This window comes from Erwinia sp. SLM-02 (assembly GCF_037450285.1).
Classification (GTDB): domain Bacteria; phylum Pseudomonadota; class Gammaproteobacteria; order Enterobacterales; family Enterobacteriaceae; genus Erwinia.
Map to the genome: position 1 here is coordinate 24,975 of NZ_JAQISN010000007.1, position 18,287 is coordinate 43,261.

Below are 18,287 nucleotides of genomic sequence, written 5' to 3' on the forward strand. Positions count from 1 at the left end.
TTTTCCTGCCCGTGGAGCTACGCATGTTTGCCACGCTTAAGCCCCTGGTCTGGGAAAATGAATTTTTCGGCCAGCGGACCGCCCTGCTGGAACTGCAGGGCGACACGCCGCTGGATATCGCCGCGCTGGATGACTGGCCGCTGGTGCAGGTGAAAGTGCTGGCACAGCAAAGTACCGAGCTGGATGCGCTCAGCGCGCTGGGCTTCAGCATGGTGGAAGGCGAGGCAGACTGCGTGCTGGGGATCACCTCTGCCGAGCGCCCGGCCGGTATTCGCATCGCCCGTACCGGGCATATACCCGCCCTGCGCGCGGCGGCGAGTGAAGCCTTTATCTGGAGCCGGTTTCGCGCGCCCTGGTTTGCTGCCGGCGACAGCGGGCGTTTCTACGCGCAGTGGATTGAGAATGCCGTGTGCGGCACCTTCGACCACCAGTGCCTGCTGGCGGTGGATGAACAGGGTGAAATGCAGGGCTTTGTCTCCCTGCGGGAGCTGGAAGACGGTACGGCACGCATCGGGCTGCTGGCCGTGCTGCCCGCTTCCCAGGGGCTGGGTATTGGCCAGCGGCTGATGGATGCGGCAAACGACTGGTGCCGTGCCCGACGCCTGACCCGACTTCATGTTGCAACGCAGCTGGGCAACCTTGCTGCGCTGCGCCTCTATCTTCGCTGCGGTGGCGTGATTGAACGTACCGCCTACTGGTTATACAGGAAAACGCTATGATCCCGTTTAATGCGCCACCGGTGGTGGGAACTGAACTCGAATATATGCAGTCGGCCATGGGCAGCGGCAAGCTGTGCGGCGACGGCGGCTTTACCCGCCGCTGCCAGCAGTGGATGGAGCAGCGGTTTGGCAGCCGTAAGGTGCTGCTGACGCCGTCCTGCACCGCCTCGCTGGAGATGGCCGCGATCCTGATCGACATCCAGCCCGGCGATGAGGTGATCATGCCGAGCTACACCTTTGTCTCTACCGCGAATGCCTTCGTCCTGCGCGGCGCCACCATCGTCTTTATCGACGTGCGCCCGGATACGATGAACCTTGACGAGACGCTGATTGAAGCGGCGATTACCGAGCGCACTAAAGCGATTGTGCCGGTCCACTATGCGGGCGTGGCCTGCGAAATGGACACCATTATGGCGCTGGCGAAGAAGCACAAACTCTGGGTTATCGAAGATGCCGCGCAGGGCGTGATGTCGACGTATAAAGGGCGCGCCCTGGGCACGATTGGTCATATTGGCTGCTTCAGCTTCCACGAAACGAAAAACTACACCGCCGGGGGCGAGGGTGGGGCGACGCTCATCAATGATGCGACGCTGGTTGAGCGTGCGGAAATCATTCGTGAAAAAGGCACCAATCGCAGCCAGTTCTTCCGGGGGCAGGTGGACAAATATACCTGGCGCGACATCGGCTCCAGCTACCTGATGGCCGATCTGCAGGCCGCCTATCTCTGGGCACAGCTGGAAGCGGCAGAGCGCATTAACCAGCAGCGTTTACACCTCTGGCAAAACTACCACACCGCGCTGCAGCCGTTTGCCGAGCGCGGGCGGATCGATCTCCCGACCCTCCCTTCAGACTGCGAACACAATGCGCATATGTTCTACCTGAAGCTGCAGGATAATGACGATCGCACGGCGTTGATAACCTGGCTGAAAGAGGCCGAAATCATGGCGGTGTTCCACTATATCCCGCTGCACAGCTCGCCTGCCGGGCAGCGCTTTGGCCGTTTCCACGGCACCGATCGCTACACCCAGCAGGACAGCGATCGCCTGCTAAGGCTGCCGCTGTTCTATAACCTTTCTGATAATAATCAGAAAACGGTGATTGGCTCCTTACGCAGCTATCTTTCCTGATATGTCGCTGGCTAGAGCTTCCGTGTGGACCGCCGCGTCCACGCTGATAAAGATTGCCGCCGGGTTGCTGGTGGTGAAGATGTTGGCGGTGTCGTATGGCCCGTCGGGCGTGGGACAGGCGGGTAACTTCCGCCAGTTGATTACCGTGCTGGGCGTGATGGCAGGAGCGGGGATATTCAACGGCGTAACTAAGCTGGTGGCGCAGCATCAGCAGCAGCCCACCGAGCTACGCGCGGTGACCGGCACGGCATCGGCCATGGTGCTGGGTTTCTCGCTGCTGCTGGCGGTCGGTTTTCTGCTGTTTGCTGCACCCATCAGCCAGGCGCTGTTTGATGATGTGAAATATCAGCAGGTGATTCGCATCGTCGCGTTTTTACAGCTGGGGATTGCCTGGGCTAACCTGGCGCTGGCGATTGTCAAAGGTTTCCGCGATGCCGCCGGGAATGCGCTGGCGCTGATTGTCGGCAGCGTTATTGGCGTGGCAGCATGGTTTGTCTGCTACTGGCTGGGCGGCTACAGCGGCGCACTGGTTGGACTGGCGATGGTGCCCGCGCTGGTGGCGATCCCCGCGCTGGCGGTGCTGGCGCGGAGCGATCGTCTACCGATGCGCTATCTGCTGCCGGTGTGGCAGCCGCAGTATGCCCGTCAGCTCGGTAAGTTTACCGTGATGGCGCTGATTACCGCCGTAACGCTGCCGGTGGCGTGGGTGATGATGCGTAATCTGCTGCAGGCGCATGCGGGCTGGGAGCAGGTTGGGCTGTGGCAGGGGGTGACCAGCATCTCCGATGCCTATCTGCAGTTTATTACCGCCTCGTTTAGCGTCTGGCTGCTGCCGACGCTGGCGCGACTGGACAATAAAGCGGATATTTCTCGGGAGATTATGCGCGCATTGCGCTTTGTTCTTCCTGCGGTGATGGTTGCCAGTTTCTGCGTCTGGCTGCTGCGCGACTTTGCCATCTGGCTGCTGTTTTCCAGCCAGTTTACCGGCATGCGCGATCTGTTTGTCTGGCAGCTGACGGGCGATGTGCTTAAAGTCGGCTGCTATGTCTTTGGCTATCTGGTGATCGCTAAAGCGTCACTGCGTTTTTACATTCTTACAGAAGTGAGCCAGTTTATTTTGCTGACTGGTTTTTCCCGCTGGCTAATCCCGCTGCACGGTGCGGCAGGGGCAGCTCAGGCATATATGGCGACCTATATCGCTTATTTCGCGCTCTGTGCAGGCGTATTTACTCTCTACCGTAGACGATAATGACCACAGTAATCCATCTTTTAGGCTCGGATATACCGCATCATAATCAGACGGTTCTGGGCTTTTTTAACCAGGTGATTTATGACGAGGTGCCCACGGCGGCTCCGCGTCAGTTCTGGCTGGTTTCGAACCAGCCCTCTGTTGCTGAGCAGTATCCCCGGCTGCAGATCCGCGTCTTCACCGATAAAAGCGCGCTGGCTGAAGCGGTTATCGCACTGGCCCGCCGGCAGCGTGAGATGCGCTTCTTTTGCCACGGGCAGTTTAATCCTAAGCTCTGGCTGGCGCTGCTGGCAGGTGAGATTTCACGTTCACAGCTTTACTGGCACATCTGGGGTGCAGACCTGTACGAGGATGCGACCAGCCTGAAGTTCCGCCTGTTCTATCTGCTGCGCCGGCAGGCGCAGAAGCGGGTGGCGCGGGTGTTTGCCACCCGGGGCGACATTAACCATTTTCACCAGCGCCATCCGGGCGTACCGGCATCGCTGCTCTATTTTCCGACCCGTCTGGCACAGGACGTCCCGATCGGGCAGCCGAGGCAGGGGCCAGTCACTATCCTGCTCGGCAACTCGGGGGATGTTAGTAACCGCCATATTCAGGCGCTGGAGGAGATCCATCAGCAGTTTGGCAATGAGGTGAAGGTGGTTGTGCCGCTCGGTTATCCGGCAAACAACGAAGCGTACATCGCCCGTATCCGTGCCGCAGCCGATGCGTTGTTCACTTCCGGCCAGGTTGAGCTGCTGACGGAAAAGCTGGCGTTCAGTGACTATCTGCAGCTGATCTCTCGCTGCGATCTCGGCTGGTTTATCTTCGAGCGCCAGCAGGGGATTGGCACGCTGTGTCTGCTGATTCAGGCCAATATTCCTTTCGTTCTGAATCGTAAGAACCCGTTCTGGCAGGATCTGGTGGAGCAGCAGGTGCCGGTTCTGTTTACCGGTGACGCGCTGGATGCCGCGACGGTCGGCGAGGCGCAGCGGCAGCTGAGCCTGATGGATAAGCAGCAGATCGCCTTTTTTGAACCGGGCTATCTGGCAGGCTGGCAGCAGGCGCTGCGGCTGGTGGAAGGAGAAAGCGCATGACCCTGTTAGAATTCTCGGGACTGCTGATCGTCTGGCTGCTGGGCGCAGGGTTTATTCTGACGCTGACCTGGCGTGAGTTTCGCCGGGTGCGGTTTAATTTTAATGTCTTCTTCTCGCTGCTGTTTCTGCTGACCTTTTTCTTCGGCTTTCCGTTTACCAGCGTGCTGGTATTTGGTTTTGACGTCACCGTTGTGCCGTCGGAATATCTGCTGCAGGCGATGCTGGCGGCAGGCTGCTTCTATGCCATTTATTACGTCAGCTATAAAACCCGGCTGCGGGCGCGTACGACAAAGCCGGCGCGTCAGGTCTTCACTATCAATCGCGTCGAGGCCAATCTGAGCTGGATGCTGCTGGCGCTGGTGGCGTTGGGCACGGTCAGCGTGTTTTTCATGCATAACGGCTTCCTGCTGTTCAAACTGCACAGCTACAGTCAGATTTTTTCCGCGGATGTCTCGGGCGTTGCCTTAAAGCGTTTCTTTTACTTCTTTATCCCGGCAATGCTGGTGGTCTACTTCCTGAAGCAGGATTTTCGCGGCTGGCTGCTGTTTTTAATTAGCACCGTCGTTTTTGGGCTGCTGACCTATGCGATCGTTGGCGGTACGCGCGCCAATATTATTATCGCCTTCGCCCTGTTCCTGTTTATCGGCATCATCCGCGGCTGGATCACCCTGTGGATGCTGGTGCTGGCGGGCGTCGGCGGTATTGTCGGCATGTTCTGGCTGGCGCTGAAACGCTATAACCTGGATGTGAGCGGCTCGGAGGCGTTTTATACCTTCCTCTACCTCACCCGCGATACGTTTTCGCCGTGGGAGAATCTGGGGTTACTGCTGCAAAACTACGACAAAATCAGCTTCCAGGGGCTGGCACCAATCGTGCGGGATTTCTACGTGTTTATCCCCAGCTGGCTGTGGCACGGCCGCCCGTCGCTGGTGCTCAACAGTGCGAACTACTTCACCTGGGAAGTGCTGGATAACCATTCCGGGCTGGCGATATCACCCACGCTGATTGGGTCCTTGCTGGTGATGGGCGGGGCGCTGTTTATCCCTCTGGGCGCCGTTGCTGTCGGATTAATTATTAAGTGGTTTGACTGGCTGTATGAGAAAGGCCAGCAGGAACAGAACCGCTATAAGGCTGCCATTCTGCAAAGCTTCTGCTTTGGTGCGGTGTTTAACATGATTGTACTGGCACGAGAAGGCCTGGATGCGTTTGCCTCCCGGGTCGTGTTCTTCTGTGTCATTTTTGTGGTCTGTGTGGTGGTGGCGAAGCTGCTTTACTGGTTACTGGATAGCGCCGGACTAATCCGCGACCGTACCGGAATCCACCCGCTGGCCGCGCAGCCCGATGCGGGTTCCGGGCCGTTTTGATTTCAGACTTAGGGTAAATAACATGCATGCCTCTGTAACCGTGCCGCAGTATCAAATTCGTGGCCTGACGCTGGCCGGATTTCGCGATATGGCGGAGTTTGTTGATTACCTCAATCAGGATGGGAAGCTGAAAAGCGGAACGCTGGTGGCGATCAATGCTGAGAAGGTGCTGACGGCGGAGAATGATGCCGAAATCTTCCAGCTTATTGCCGCTGCCGAGTACCGTTATGCCGACGGCATCAGCATTGTCCGTTCGATTCGTAAGAAGTACCCACAGGCTCAGGTGTCCCGGATTGCCGGGGCAGACCTGTGGGAAGCCCTGATGGAGCGTGCAGGGCGTGAGGGCACGCCGGTGTTTTTGATTGGCGGTCGTCCTGACGTCCTTGAGCAAACCCAGGATAAGCTGCGCCGCCAGTGGAATGTGAACATCGTTGGGGCGCAGGATGGTTACTTCACGCCCGACCAGCGCGATGCGCTGCTGGCGCGCATTGCTGGCAGTGGGGCAAAGCTGGTGACGGTGGCGATGGGGTCGCCTCGTCAGGAGATCCTGATGCGTGACTGTAAGGCCTTTTATCCGGATGCGCTGTATATGGGCGTGGGAGGCACGTATGACGTATTTACCGGCCACGTTAAACGTGCCCCCAGAATTTGGCAAAAAATGGGGCTGGAGTGGCTCTATCGCTTACTTTCGCAGCCATCACGACTGAAACGCCAGCTCAGATTGCTGAAATATCTCAACTATCACTGGAAAGGCGATCTTTAATTCTGGATAAACGATGACGGTAATGCATTGCTGTTGCGGTTTTTCTGTACGAAAAGGCGGAAAAATGCTGCGAGTTTAGACGGAATGCACAAAGCGTAATCAAACGCGTTTTTTTGTGAAAAAAGCACTGGACAGGTAAGGCTCCTGTCCGTAGTATGCACATCCGCAACGGCGCTACGCGCCCGTAGCTCAGCTGGATAGAGCGCTGCCCTCCGGAGGCAGAGGTCTCAGGTTCGAATCCTGTCGGGCGCGCCATTAAGTTTGTGCGCAAGAGCTGCGGTGGTATCATTACCGCGTTATAAGAAGTACGTAGTTGGAAGTAGTTGTGGTGGCTATAGCTCAGTTGGTAGAGCCCTGGATTGTGATTCCAGTTGTCGTGGGTTCGAGTCCCATTAGCCACCCCAGATTTTGTTGAATGCGAAGGTGGCGGAATTGGTAGACGCGCTAGCTTCAGGTGTTAGTGTTCTTACGGACGTGAGGGTTCAAGTCCCTCTCTTCGCACCACAAAATCTTTAAGTGAAAAGAAGTTATGTTCGGCGAGTAGCGCAGCTTGGTAGCGCAACTGGTTTGGGACCAGTGGGTCGGAGGTTCGAATCCTCTCTCGCCGACCAATTTTAAAATCCTGCAGTCGCGGGGTTTTTGCTTAAAGCCTGAGGGTTTTGAGCGATGCAGTAAGGTAGTACAGTTCGGCGAGTAGCGCAGCTTGGTAGCGCAACTGGTTTGGGACCAGTGGGTCGGAGGTTCGAATCCTCTCTCGCCGACCAATTAAGAAACCTGCTTGAAAAAGCAGGTTTTTTTTCGTTTCTAATTTAACCCTGCTCTGTTCAGCGGATCCTCGCGTCCATCCGTAAAGCCTCTTTTCCCATCATGGCTCACCAGCACACCGTGTCATGAATCTCCCGTCAACGCTTGTACATCGCCCGTTCCGGACAGATCCGATCGTTCTGCACACTCTTTTCTTCATCACCCTGACCATCCTCCCGGCCGTTTTCAGTTCATCAGAACATAAGTGTTTGTCGCTATTTTGAGACGCATAACATACTGTTTTTAAATAGATTTACCTAACCATGCAATGCTTGTCTCCATTTAGAGACGCTTTTGCCGTGCAGATGTCTACTTCAGGCGACGTTGGTACAGGGCGATGTGATACTAAAAATGATGTTAAATACGATTAAAATCAAATGAATAGAATATTAGGAATTATGGAAGTGCCATTCTGGCACAGGCTGTGCAACACTATATCTGTAGATGCTCATTCCACCTCTTATGTTTGCTGATGCTTCATAAACCTGGGAATGACGCAGAGCCACTTTACGGTACCCGTTGTCCAGCCAGCCAATATCGCCAACGCCTTATTGGAATATCGGGCACAACGTTGAGTCGGGTACCAATCGGTTGTCTTAACCGACCTGATCGTTACACCTGTCCTCGGGCAGGTGTTTTTTTTTGCCTGAAGCGAAAAAAAACCGCTACCTCAGAAAGGTAGCGGTTTGATCAACCTTCAAACGCAGCGCCAGAGTGAATAACCGGTGGCGCTGGTCGTTCAGGGATTATTTTTCAGCGTCAGTAGCAAACCATCACGGCGCATCGCAGCCGCCTCTTCGGGTTTATGCTGGCGATCCAGCGTGTCTGCCAACCAGGCATAGTCAAACGCATCCGGGCGCTGCTTCAGCGCGGCGCGGAAGGCTTCGCTGGCCTGCTCCCACTCACCGTGCTGCATCAGCAACTGTCCCAGCGTGCTGTAGAGCAGCGGCGTGGCGCCGTGCTGTTTGATCTGCTGGCGAAGGGCTTTCTCAAGCTGTTCGGGATTACCTGATTTGAGGCGCGGCATTAACAGCACCAGGCGCTCATCATACTGACGCTTGAGGCCGTCCAGCACGATTTGCTGCGCGGTTTCATGGTCATCACAGACGATAAGATGATCCGCCATTGCCACCTGAAGTGCGGTTTCATGGCGCGTTTTGCGGCTCTGATTCTGCCACCAGCGCTTCAGACCATCGCTGCCCTGATCGGCCATGGCCTGATTCATCAGACCCAGCCAGGCCTGCTGCTGCAGAGCAAGGCGGTGATTGTCATCGCCCAGCTTCACTTTCTCCATCGCGGGCAGAATATCCAGCAGGGCGCTCCAGGCACCGGTACGAATATAAGCCTGTTCTGCCAGACGCAGCACTTCCGGATGACGCGGGGCGATTTCCAACAGACGATCGATTCCGTGACGAGCGGCATGATCCTCATTGCGCGCCAGCTGGATACGAACGCGGGTAATCTCCACCGGGAGCGGGTCACCCTCGTTTAGCTCAGTGGCGCGTTCAAGGTGCTGGTTGGCACGGGCTTCATCACCGCGCTGCTGTGCCGCTTCGGCCGCCAGCAGGTAGTTGATCATCGGCTGATCGGCATGATCCGCATTGCGCGAAAGCAGCTTTTCAACCTGCTGATGATCGCCTTCTGCCAGCTTCACCAGCGCGGCCTGAGTCTGTCGACGCGCGCTGCGGCGTTTCCTGCCGGTAAACCAGCCACGCGTGCGGGCTCCGGTACGGAATATGCGTCGCAGCAGCCACTCAATACCCAGGATAACCAGCAGGGACAGGATGAGAATAATCACCAGACCGGTCACGCTGGTTTCAATATTCCAGCTGTCGGTCTGAATCAGAACGTAGCCCTGATGACCCGCGATCATGGGACCCAGAACGACACCGGCAATCAGCAGAAGAAATAACAGAAGAACTTTCAGCATCGTTATTCTCCCTGCTGCTGAGCGGCTGGCGACGCAGCGGGCTGTGCCAGCAGATTACGCACGCGCGTCTGCATCAGCTTATCCAGCAACGGCTGGCTTTCCAGCGAATCCGGTACGTCCATGGAGATGCTCTGCTGGCTCAGTTCGTCCAGCTGATCGAGGAAGGCTTTGGTGCTGGCATCGTTCGTATCATACCAGGCACGTACCCAACCGGAGACGGTATCAATCGACTGCTTGTAGATTTCATCCTGGTGACGCGGCACGGCCTGGGCGGCAATCAGCAGACGCGAGCGGATATTTTCACGCAGATACACATCCTGATTTGGGGCCAGCAGGGGTTCAGCGGTGGCATCGCGGCGGCGGATGGTAATAAAGTCATCCATGAAGTTATGCCAGCTTTTTACCAGGTTCTGCCGCCATTCGCGTAAGGATGACGACAGTTCGCCACTGTTTTCATCCATTGGCGCATCGTCGTTATCATTGTCGGCAAGGCGCAGGTTATCAATGCCGTTAGACAGCTGGTTAAGCTTGAGGATGATACCGTCGTAGTCCACCTGGCTGAGCGCGGAGAGGGTACTGATGTCGTGAGTCAGTGCGCGTCGTGCGTCAAGCAGGCTCGGGTCATTCATATCGGCCAGGCTGGCATCGGCACTTTTCAGCAGCGCGGCGGCCGTTGTCACATCCTGGTCGCTCCACAGTTTGCGGCCGGCCATTTTGACCAGGTAATCCGCCTGTGACAGCATCCAGGTGTGGATGTCGTTGCCGGAGATGGTTGCCACTTTTTGCTTCAGCTCATCCAGCTGCTGGCTCAGGGCGGCCTGCTGCTGACGGGCGGTATCCAGCGCCTGAGTCTGCGTGGTTAGCTGCTCGACCAGCGACTGTTTATCGCGGGTCGACTGCTGTTGTAAGTCCGCAATCTGGGCCGCCAGCGCCTGGCGCGCTTCTTCCTGCTGTGCAGCCTGATGTTTACCGTTCAGCCACAGGCCGACGCCCAGCGCTAAGGCGATGGCAATGGCCACCGCGCCCAAAACGACGCCGTGATTTTTTGATTTATCCGAAGGTGGCTGCCCGGAGGTTGAGTCTTTAACCGCAGGGGCAACGTCTTCAACCATGGCGGAGGAATCTTTTTGTTCCGTCATAATGGCTCATCCCATATTTTAAGTGTGATATACCTTAATCTTTCCGCTCGCGAAATATTAAGCGTATAAGTTCAGTGCGCGCAGCAGCGCGTCATTATCCGCACCCCCGGCGACACAGACGTTCGCCCAGCCCAAATCCCTGGCCAGAGTGGCTAAACGTTCACTGACGACCACCAGCCGACAGTGCAATAACCATGCATCCCGATCGATTGCGGGAAACAGGGCGTAAAGCTGTTGCAGCATCTCGCCACTGGTGACCACCAGCGTATCAATACCCCGGTCTCGCCACCGACGGCCTTCTTCAGCCCCGTGGTAATGCTTTGCACAACGTTGATAGCACTCAATAAACTCTACCTTAGCGCCACGAGTATGCAAAGTTTCCGCCAGCAATTCGCGGCCACCGTTGCCGCGCAGGATCAGAACCTGTTTACCGGCGACCTGCTGAAGTTCAGGTAACCGGATCAGGACTTCACTGATTTCCTGCTCGTGGGGCCAGACGACCGAATGCCCGCTGACCGCGTGCATCGCCAAAGCGGTACTCCGACCTATTGCATAATAGTTCAGACTGGCGGGCCAGGTTTTTCCAGACCGCGTTATCGCCGGATTGGCGTAGTGAACGGCATGCTGTGACAGGAGAAAGACCAGATCGCCAGGCCCGAGCGCTTCAAGACGTGAGGGAAGGATATCGAGCTGACTCCCCGGCGTGAATTCAATCAGCGGGAATGCCCAGGCAACCTGCCCGCAGCTACGCAGCCGGCTGACCAGATGGTCAGCCGCCGGTGACGGGCGGGTTACCAGGATATTCATGCTGGTGGGTTTCCCTGGTAAACCTCAGCCAGAATTTCCCTGGCACCCTTGTCCAGCAGCTCCTCTGCTAAAGAGATCCCCATTTGCTCCGCCTCATCGCGCGGGCCACGGCGTTCGCCGCAAATCATCCGGCTGCCGTCCGGGGCGCCAACGAGGCCGCGTAGCCAGAGGCCGTCCTCTTCCAGCACGGCATAGCTGCCGATTGGCACCTGGCAGCCGCCCTCCAGACGGGTATTCATCGCCCGCTCTGCACGCACCCGACAGGCGGTATCTTCATCATTAAGCGCGGCCAATAGCGCGATGGTGTCGCCATCGTCCAGGCGGCATTCAATCCCCACCGCGCCCTGGCCGACGGCGGGCAGTGACTCTTCGGCAGGCATAATCTGGCGAATACGATCGCTCAGACCCAGCCGTTTCAGGCCGGCTACCGCCAGGATAATGGCATCATATTCACCGCCATCCAGTTTGCCCAGGCGGGTGCCTACGTTGCCACGCAGTGAGCGGATCACCAGATCCGGGCGGCGCGCGCTGATCTGGCACTGACGGCGCAGGCTGGAGGTGCCAACAATCGCACCGGGCGGAAGTGCATCGACGGAGGCATAATGGTGAGAGACGAAAGCATCGTGTGGATCTTCGCGTTCACAGATAGTGACCAGGCCCAGGCCTGCCGGGAACTCCACCGGCACGTCTTTCATCGAATGAACGGCGATATCGGCGCGCCCGGAGAGCATGGCCTGCTCAAGCTCTTTGACGAAAAGCCCTTTCCCACCCACTTTAGCCAGTGGGGTATCAAGGATCACATCGCCACGCGTGACCATGGGTACCAGCTCAACGCGTAGCCCCGGATGGCAGGCGATCAGGCGCTGCTGTACGAATTCTGCCTGCCATAAAGCCAGAGGGCTTTGTCTGGTTGCAATTCTTAAAATTTTGTCTGACATGCTCAATACCGTTTTGATCGTTCATTGATTATCCTATCATTTAACCGCGAAGGCTGTCAGTGAATAGCACCTAAACGGTCGTCTGCGGAAGCATAGCGATGGATTGGCGTAAAATTGTGCTAAACTGTTAACTAGCGCAACTTTCTTTACGGTCAATCTGTCTGATGTTAGATTGATCACGTTTCCAGCAATAATCTGTACGACTATTTTTAAAGCAAATGGCAGATTTTGGAAAAAAGAGTTCTTGTATACCCTTCTCTCCAAGGGTGTAAGCACTGGGATAATCAGGCGAGACGTCTTGTACCTCTACATTGAGACACTGAAACAGAGACTGGATGCCATTAACCAGCTGCGCGTCGATCGCGCACTGGCTGCGATGGGACCTGCGTTCCAACAGGTTTACAGTCTGCTGCCGACCTTACTACATTATCATCATCCGCTGATGCCGGGTTACCTTGAAGGTAACGTTCCACATGGCATCAGCTTCTACACGCCTGACGAAAACCAGCTTGTCTATCTTGATGATTTACAAGTGAAATCAGACAGCTCCGTCACTGCACCTCCGCGCGGCGAAATGCCGATCACCGGGGTGTATTCCATGGGGAGCACCTCTTCCGTCGGGCAAAACGCCACATCCGATCTGGATATCTGGGTCTGCCACCAGTCGTGGCTGGACAACCAGGAGCGCCTGGCCCTGCAGAAAAAATGCACGCAGTTACAAAACTGGTGTGCGGCCATGGGCGTTGAGGTCAGCTTCTTCCTGATTGATGAAAACCGCTTCCGCCACAATGAAAGTGGCAGCCTTGGCGGCGAGGACTGCGGTTCTACCCAGCATATCCTGCTGCTGGATGAGTTTTATCGCACGGCGGTGCGGATGGCGGGGAAACGTATTCTGTGGAATATGGTGCCGCGCGAGGAAGAAGAGCATTACGACGACTATGTGATGTCGCTGTATCAGCAGGGCGTGCTGACGCCGAATGAGTGGCTGGATCTCGGTGGTCTGGGCACGCTGTCCGCGGAAGAATACTTTGGTGCCAGTCTGTGGCAGCTGTATAAGAGCATCGATTCGCCGTATAAGGCCGTGCTGAAAACGCTGCTGCTGGAAGCCTATTCGTGGGAATACCCGGACACCCGCCTGCTGGCAATGGATATTAAACAGCGCCTGCACGATGGCGAGATCGTTTCCTACGGTCTCGATCCCTATTGCATGATGCTGGAGCGGGTGACACGCTATCTCATTAGTATTGACGATCATGCGCGCCTCGATCTGGTACGTCGCTGTTTCTATCTCAAAGTCTGTGAGAAGCTGTCGCAGGAAACCGAACACTCCGGCTGGCGTCGGGAAATTCTCAGCCAGCTGGTGACCGAATGGGGCTGGGATACGCAGCGGCTTGAGGTACTGGACAGCCGGGCCGACTGGAAAATCGGCCGGGTTCGCGAAGCCCACAATGAATTACTGGATGCGATGATGCAAAGCTATCGCAACCTGATCCGCTTCGCCCGCCGTAATAATCTCAGCGTTAGCGCCAGCCCACAGGACATCGGCGTGCTGACGCGTAAGCTTTATGCCGCGTTCGAGGCGCTGCCTGGTAAGGTAACGCTGGTGAACCCGCAGATCTCCCCCGATCTGTCCGAGCAGCATCTGACCTTTATTCATGTCCCTAACGGTCGCGCCAACCGCGCGGGCTGGTATCTGTACAATCAGTCGCCGGATATGAGTTCAATCATCAGCCATCAGCCGCTGGAATATAACCGCTATCTGAACAAGCTGGTGGCCTGGGCGTGGTTTAACGGCCTGCTGACCAGTAAAACGCGGCTGCATATGAAGGGCAATGAGGTCTGTGACCTGGCTCGCCTGCAGGAACTGGTTGCCGATGTCTCGCACCACTTCCCGCTGCGTCTGCCCGCACCCACGCCAAAAGCGCTGTACAGCCCCTGCGAGATCCGTCATCTGGCGATCATCGTTAACCTGGAATACGACCCGACCTCCGCCTTCCGTAATCAGGTTGTACACTTCGATTTCCGTAAGCTGGATGTGTTCAGCTTTGGTGCGGAGCAGCAGTGCCTGGTTGGCAGCGTCGATCTGCTGTATCGCAACTCGTGGAATGAAGTGCGTACCCTGCATTTCAACGGCGAGCAGGCGATGATTGAAGCGCTAAAAACCATTCTGGGCAAAATGCATCAGGATGCCGCGCCGCCGGACGCCGTAGAGGTATTTTGCTACAGCCAGCACCTGCGCGGGCTGATCCGTACCCGCGTTCAGCAGCTGGTTTCTGAGTGTATCGAGCTGCGCCTTTCCAGCACGCGGCAGGAGCCTGGCCGCTTTAAAGCGCTGCGCGTCGCCGGACAAACCTGGGGACTGTTCTTTGAGCGCCTCAGCGTGTCGGTGCAGAAGCTGGAAAATGCCGTTGAGTTTTACGGCGCGATCTCCAACAACAAGTTGCACGGCCTGTCGCTGAAGGTTGAAACGAATCAGGTCCGCCTGCCTGCGGTGGTCAATGGCTATGCCAGCGAAGGGATCATTCAGTTCTTCTTTGAAGACACGCACGACGACCACGGTTTTAATATTTATATCCTGGATGAAACCAACCGGGTAGAGGTCTATCACCACTGTGAAGGCAGTAAAGAGGAGCTGGTGCGTGACGTCAGCCGTTTCTACTCATCATCACACGATCGCTTCACCTACGGTTCCAGCTTTATTAACTTCAATCTTCCGCAGTTTTATCAGATTGTGCAGATTGAAGAGCGCTTTCAGGTCATTCCATTTCGTAGCCAGGCGCTGACTCAGCTCTGTGCCGCGGTCCCAAACAGTGAAGCCAGCGGCGATTACCCGCAGCGCTATCAGATGCATTAGGCCAGCCGGAATACTCTTCCGGTTGGATTCTGCTTTTCCTGTTGCTTTTCAGTCTTCACCTGCGATGATAGACAGTAACTGGTATCTTTCACGAGCAGAATGACAATGAAAAAAACACTTTGCCAGCTGGCAATGTTACTTGCCGTTGCCAGCCTGGTGGGATGTGGCCTGAAAGGACCACTCTATTTCCCCAAGGATGAAACAGGCAAGCCGCAGACCACCCAGACCGCCTCTCCGACGCAATCCGGCAGCAATGCGACAACCTCTGCCACGTCCACCGGGCAGGAACTCAAACCGGTCCAGTAAACTATGACGCACTCGGCGGAGCAGAAAATGCAGTTCTCGAAAATGCACGGTCTCGGCAATGACTTTATGGTGGTTGATGCCGTCACGCAAAACGTTTATTTCTCACCTGAGCTGATCCGTCGCCTGGCGGACCGCAACCTGGGGATCGGCTTCGATCAGTTGCTGATCGTAGAGCCACCTTACGATCCCGATCTGGATTTCCATTACCGCATTTTCAACGCCGACGGCAGCGAAGTGGCCCAGTGTGGCAACGGTGCCCGCTGTTTCGCCCGCTTTGTACGCTTAAAAGGTCTGACCAATAAAAGCGATATTCGCGTCAGCACGCAAACGGGCCGCATGGTACTGAGCGTCAACCAGGATGAACTGGTTTGCGTGAATATGGGTGAGCCCAACTTCGAGCCGCAGCAGGTGCCGTTCCGCGCCAATAAGGCCGAAAATATCTATTTGATGAGGGCCGCAGAACAGACCGTGATGTGTGGCGTTGTGTCGATGGGTAACCCACACTGCGTACTGCAGGTTGAGAGCGTAAAAACCGCCGCTGTCGAAACGCTGGGGCCGGTGCTGGAAAGCCACGAACGCTTTCCTGAACGCGTCAACGTCGGGTTTATGGAAATCGTCAACGGTGAACATATCCGACTGCGTGTTTACGAGCGCGGTGCAGGCGAAACTCAGGCCTGCGGTAGCGGAGCCTGCGCGGCCGTCGCGGTGGGTATTCAGCAGGGGCTACTGTCAGAGAAAGTGCGGGTTGACCTGCCGGGCGGCACGTTAAACATCGCCTGGAAAGGGCCGGGGCAGCCGCTGTATATGACCGGGCCGGCCACTCATGTCTATGACGGATTTATTCATCTATGAAAACTGTCGGGGAGCCACAACAGGACAGCAGCGCAGTGCTGCTTGACGATCGCGCAGTCAGCGATTACCTGCTGCAAAATCCAGACTTCTTTATTCGTAACGCCCGCCAGGTTGAACAGATGATGGTGCCGCATCCGATCCGCGGTACCGTATCGCTGGTGGAATGGCAGCTGGCACGTCAGCGCAATCATATTCATCAACTGGAAGAAGAAATTACCCTGTTGATGGAGCAGGCCAGCGCCAACCAGCAGCTGTTCGACCGCCTGTTCAGCCTGCAGGGGCGTCTGGCTTCAGCATCGAGCCTGCAGGATATGCTGAATCGCCTGCATCTGTGGGCGCGGGAACTGGGGCTGGCAGGGGCAAATGTCCGTCTGTTTAGTGAACACTGGCGCCTCGGAGCCCCGTCTGATTTCACCCAGCTGGCGCTGCCAAGGCAGGCGTTTGAATCGGTACGCATTCAGCGGCTGGGTAAAGAGAACCACTATCTCGGCAATCTGAACGGGCCTGAACTGCTGCTGCTGCTGCCGCAGGCAAAGGCGATTGGTTCGGTCGCCATGTCGCTACTCGGTGAACGCGGTGACCTTGGCGTGCTGATTTTCAGCAGCCGCGACAAGCAGCACTATCAGTCCGGCATGGGAACGGTGCTGCTACAGCACCTGTCTCTGATGCTTCCCGAGCTGTTGTCGCGCTGGATTGAGCGCGCGTGAGCAGTGAATCAGCCCTGCTTCCTGCCGTAGAGGGCTTTCTGCGTTACCTGAAGGTTGAACGCCAGCTCAGCCCCTTGACCCTGATTAACTATCGCCGCCAGCTGACGGTGGTTATTGAACTGCTGGATGCGTTAAAGGTCACCGACTGGCGGCGTCTGGACGCCGCGCTGGTTCGGACGCTGGCTGCCCGCAGCAGCCGCAGCGGGCTGAAGCCCGCCAGTCTTGCCCTGCGCCTTTCCGCACTGCGTAGTTTCCTCGACTGGCTGATTAGCCAGGGAACGATTAAAGCCAACCCGGCGAAAGGCGTTGCCACGCCGCGTGCGCCACGGCATCTGCCAAAAAATATCGATGTTGATGAAATTAACCAGCTGCTGGAAATCGACCTGAACGATCCGCTGGCGGTGCGCGATCGCGCCATGCTGGAAGTGATGTACGGCGCAGGATTGCGCTTATCTGAGCTGACCGGTATCGATTTAAACCACCTCGATCTGGCATCCGGTGAAGTCTGGGTCATCGGTAAAGGCAGCAAAGAGCGCCGTCTGCCAATGGGAAAAACGGCGGTACTATGGCTTGAGCACTGGCTGGCGCTGCGTGAGCTGTTCTCACCGCAGGACAATGCACTTTTCCTTTCTAAGCAGGGTAAACGCATCTCTGCGCGTAACGTGCAGAAGCGCTTTGCCGAGTGGGGGATTAAACAGGGGCTGTCCAGCCACGTTCATCCCCATAAACTGCGCCACTCATTTGCCACGCATATGCTGGAGTCCAGCGGCGATCTGCGTGCGGTGCAGGAGCTGCTCGGCCATGCCAATCTGGCAACGACCCAGATTTACACCCATCTTGATTTCCAACACCTGGCGTCCGTCTACGACGCTGCACATCCCCGTGCGAAACGAGGAAAGACCTGATGCACTTTTATCGACCACCGCGTCCCATCGCGGCGATGACCTTCGATCTCGACGATACGCTTTATGATAATTATCCGGTGATCGCGCGAACCACAAAAGAATCTCATGCCGCATTACAGGCCCATCATCCGGCGCTAAAAGACTATAGCGTTGAACAGTATCAGCAGGTGCGTCAGCGTCTGCTGCTGGCGGAGCCGGAGATCTATCATGATGTCAGCGAGTGGCGTCGTCGTGCCGTTGAGCAGTCCATGCTCGATGTGGGACTGGCCCCCGCGCAGGCCGCTGAAGGCTCGCGCGAAGTGATGACGGTGTTCGCCGAGTGGCGCAGCAAAATCACCATATCGGATGAAAACCATGCCACGCTGGCGGCGCTGGCCGAGCGTATTCCACTGGTGGCGATCACCAACGGTAACGCCGAGCCGCATCTGTTTGGGCTGGATAAGTACTTCCAGTTTATTCTGCGGGCCGGTCCCGACGGCCGCGCCAAGCCGTATCAGGATATGTATCACTGCGCCGCAGAACGCCTGAATCTGGCCCCGGAACGCATCCTGCACGTGGGAGACGATCTCACCACCGATGTTGCCGGTGCGGTGCGCTGCGGTATGCAGGCCTGTTGGATTAATTTGCGCGGTGGCAATCTGATGCACATTGACGATGCGCGTCTTCTTCCAACGCTGGAGATTTCTCAGTTGGCATCGCTGACTGCGTTGTTATAATGAACTGGTTAAATAACCAGTAGGGCGGCGT

At 56.6% G+C, this 18,287-nt stretch carries 16 protein-coding genes and 5 tRNA genes; 17 read left to right on the forward strand and 4 right to left on the reverse strand.

What is annotated here, in order from left to right; genetic code table 11:
• Positions 1-23 precede the first annotated feature (23 nt).
• From rffC to PGH32_RS23855, 11 genes are all read left to right on the forward strand, one after another.
• Positions 24-719: a dTDP-4-amino-4,6-dideoxy-D-galactose acyltransferase gene (gene rffC / locus PGH32_RS23805; protein WP_337895363.1), complete on the forward strand. Its 696-nt coding sequence runs from the start codon at positions 24-26 to the stop codon at positions 717-719.
• Positions 716-1,846: a dTDP-4-amino-4,6-dideoxygalactose transaminase gene (gene rffA / locus PGH32_RS23810; RefSeq protein WP_314426738.1), complete on the forward strand. Its 1,131-nt coding sequence runs from the start codon at positions 716-718 to the stop codon at positions 1,844-1,846. Before rffC ends, rffA begins: the two co-directional genes overlap by 4 nt.
• Position 1,847: 1 nt before the next feature.
• Complete coding sequence (wzxE, locus tag PGH32_RS23815) at positions 1,848-3,095, forward strand: lipid III flippase WzxE (protein WP_337895383.1); 1,248 nt, start codon at positions 1,848-1,850, stop codon at positions 3,093-3,095.
• Positions 3,095-4,171, forward strand: coding sequence for a TDP-N-acetylfucosamine:lipid II N-acetylfucosaminyltransferase (locus tag PGH32_RS23820; protein ID WP_337895364.1), 1,077 nt, complete (start codon positions 3,095-3,097; stop codon positions 4,169-4,171). Before wzxE ends, PGH32_RS23820 begins: the two co-directional genes overlap by 1 nt.
• On the forward strand, positions 4,168-5,535 hold the full coding sequence (gene wzyE / locus PGH32_RS23825) for an ECA oligosaccharide polymerase (RefSeq protein ID WP_314426735.1): 1,368 nt from the start codon (positions 4,168-4,170) through the stop codon (positions 5,533-5,535). The genes PGH32_RS23820 and wzyE overlap by 4 nt, the downstream gene beginning before the upstream one ends.
• Before the next feature lie 22 nt (positions 5,536-5,557).
• A complete protein-coding gene (wecG, locus tag PGH32_RS23830) occupies positions 5,558-6,298 on the forward strand; it encodes a lipopolysaccharide N-acetylmannosaminouronosyltransferase (RefSeq protein ID WP_314426733.1) in 741 nt (246 codons plus the stop codon).
• Positions 6,299-6,476: 178 nt separating this feature from the next.
• A tRNA-Arg gene (locus PGH32_RS23835) sits at positions 6,477-6,553 on the forward strand.
• Positions 6,554-6,626: 73 nt separating this feature from the next.
• Positions 6,627-6,702: transfer RNA gene (locus tag PGH32_RS23840), tRNA-His, on the forward strand.
• Positions 6,703-6,715: 13 nt separating this feature from the next.
• Positions 6,716-6,802, forward strand: a tRNA-Leu gene (locus tag PGH32_RS23845).
• Positions 6,803-6,832: 30 nt separating this feature from the next.
• Positions 6,833-6,909 (forward strand) — tRNA-Pro (locus PGH32_RS23850).
• 76 nt (positions 6,910-6,985) lie between these two features.
• Positions 6,986-7,062: transfer RNA gene (locus tag PGH32_RS23855), tRNA-Pro, on the forward strand.
• Between the two features lie 779 nt (positions 7,063-7,841).
• On the opposite strand, the gene hemY is transcribed toward PGH32_RS23855, so the two are convergent.
• From hemY to hemC, 4 genes are read right to left on the reverse strand one after another with little or no spacing between them, the layout of a single operon-like run.
• Positions 7,842-9,032 (reverse strand): protoheme IX biogenesis protein HemY, encoded by a 1,191-nt coding sequence (gene hemY / locus PGH32_RS23860; protein WP_314426728.1) that lies wholly within the window; start codon positions 9,030-9,032, stop codon positions 7,842-7,844.
• Positions 9,033-9,034: 2 nt separating this feature from the next.
• Positions 9,035-10,171 carry a uroporphyrinogen-III C-methyltransferase gene (gene hemX, locus PGH32_RS23865; RefSeq protein WP_314426726.1) on the reverse strand — a complete coding sequence of 379 codons (1,137 nt, stop codon included), beginning with the start codon at positions 10,169-10,171 and terminating at the stop codon, positions 9,035-9,037.
• Between the two features lie 57 nt (positions 10,172-10,228).
• The gene (gene hemD / locus PGH32_RS23870; RefSeq protein WP_337895365.1) at positions 10,229-10,978 is read right to left on the reverse strand and encodes a uroporphyrinogen-III synthase; all 750 of its coding nucleotides are present in this window, start codon (positions 10,976-10,978) and stop codon (positions 10,229-10,231) included.
• Complete coding sequence (gene hemC, locus PGH32_RS23875; protein ID WP_314426722.1) at positions 10,975-11,916, reverse strand: hydroxymethylbilane synthase; 942 nt, start codon at positions 11,914-11,916, stop codon at positions 10,975-10,977. Before hemC ends, hemD begins: the two co-directional genes overlap by 4 nt.
• A gap of 298 nt (positions 11,917-12,214) precedes the next feature.
• Between hemC and PGH32_RS23880 the strand changes: the two genes are divergently transcribed.
• The 6 genes from PGH32_RS23880 to yigB all read left to right on the forward strand — a co-directional run bounded on the left by PGH32_RS23880 (position 12,215) and on the right by yigB (position 18,256).
• The gene (locus PGH32_RS23880) at positions 12,215-14,770 is read left to right on the forward strand and encodes a class I adenylate cyclase (RefSeq protein ID WP_337895366.1); all 2,556 of its coding nucleotides are present in this window, start codon (positions 12,215-12,217) and stop codon (positions 14,768-14,770) included.
• A gap of 105 nt (positions 14,771-14,875) precedes the next feature.
• A complete protein-coding gene (lptM, locus tag PGH32_RS23885; protein ID WP_314426718.1) occupies positions 14,876-15,076 on the forward strand; it encodes an LPS translocon maturation chaperone LptM in 201 nt (66 codons plus the stop codon).
• A 27-nt stretch (positions 15,077-15,103) separates the two neighbouring features.
• On the forward strand, positions 15,104-15,928 hold the full coding sequence (dapF, locus tag PGH32_RS23890; protein ID WP_314426713.1) for a diaminopimelate epimerase: 825 nt from the start codon (positions 15,104-15,106) through the stop codon (positions 15,926-15,928).
• Positions 15,925-16,635, forward strand: a complete 711-nt coding sequence (locus PGH32_RS23895; RefSeq protein ID WP_314426709.1) for a DUF484 domain-containing protein — start codon at positions 15,925-15,927, stop codon at positions 16,633-16,635. The genes dapF and PGH32_RS23895 overlap by 4 nt, the downstream gene beginning before the upstream one ends.
• Complete coding sequence (gene xerC / locus PGH32_RS23900) at positions 16,632-17,540, forward strand: tyrosine recombinase XerC (protein ID WP_337895367.1); 909 nt, start codon at positions 16,632-16,634, stop codon at positions 17,538-17,540. The genes PGH32_RS23895 and xerC overlap by 4 nt, the downstream gene beginning before the upstream one ends.
• The gene (yigB, locus tag PGH32_RS23905) at positions 17,540-18,256 is read left to right on the forward strand and encodes a 5-amino-6-(5-phospho-D-ribitylamino)uracil phosphatase YigB (RefSeq protein WP_314426703.1); all 717 of its coding nucleotides are present in this window, start codon (positions 17,540-17,542) and stop codon (positions 18,254-18,256) included. Before xerC ends, yigB begins: the two co-directional genes overlap by 1 nt.
• Positions 18,257-18,287: the final 31 nt, after the last annotated feature.

Coding starts and splice junctions, on each gene's coding strand:
- lptM (WP_314426718.1), top strand. CDS start 14,876: ATGAAAAAAACACTTTGCCAGCTGGCAATGTTACTTGCCGTTGCCAGC.
- hemX (WP_314426726.1), bottom strand. CDS start 10,171: ATGACGGAACAAAAAGATTCCTCCGCCATGGTTGAAGACGTTGCCCCT.
- PGH32_RS23895 (WP_314426709.1), top strand. CDS start 15,925: ATGAAAACTGTCGGGGAGCCACAACAGGACAGCAGCGCAGTGCTGCTT.
- wzyE (WP_314426735.1), top strand. CDS start 4,168: ATGACCCTGTTAGAATTCTCGGGACTGCTGATCGTCTGGCTGCTGGGC.
- dapF (WP_314426713.1), top strand. CDS start 15,104: ATGCAGTTCTCGAAAATGCACGGTCTCGGCAATGACTTTATGGTGGTT.
- PGH32_RS23820 (WP_337895364.1), top strand. CDS start 3,095: ATGACCACAGTAATCCATCTTTTAGGCTCGGATATACCGCATCATAAT.
- hemD (WP_337895365.1), bottom strand. CDS start 10,978: ATGAATATCCTGGTAACCCGCCCGTCACCGGCGGCTGACCATCTGGTC.
- wzxE (WP_337895383.1), top strand. CDS start 1,848: ATGTCGCTGGCTAGAGCTTCCGTGTGGACCGCCGCGTCCACGCTGATA.
- rffC (WP_337895363.1), top strand. CDS start 24: ATGTTTGCCACGCTTAAGCCCCTGGTCTGGGAAAATGAATTTTTCGGC.
- wecG (WP_314426733.1), top strand. CDS start 5,558: ATGCATGCCTCTGTAACCGTGCCGCAGTATCAAATTCGTGGCCTGACG.
- rffA (WP_314426738.1), top strand. CDS start 716: ATGATCCCGTTTAATGCGCCACCGGTGGTGGGAACTGAACTCGAATAT.
- hemY (WP_314426728.1), bottom strand. CDS start 9,032: ATGCTGAAAGTTCTTCTGTTATTTCTTCTGCTGATTGCCGGTGTCGTT.
- hemC (WP_314426722.1), bottom strand. CDS start 11,916: ATGTCAGACAAAATTTTAAGAATTGCAACCAGACAAAGCCCTCTGGCT.
- yigB (WP_314426703.1), top strand. CDS start 17,540: ATGCACTTTTATCGACCACCGCGTCCCATCGCGGCGATGACCTTCGAT.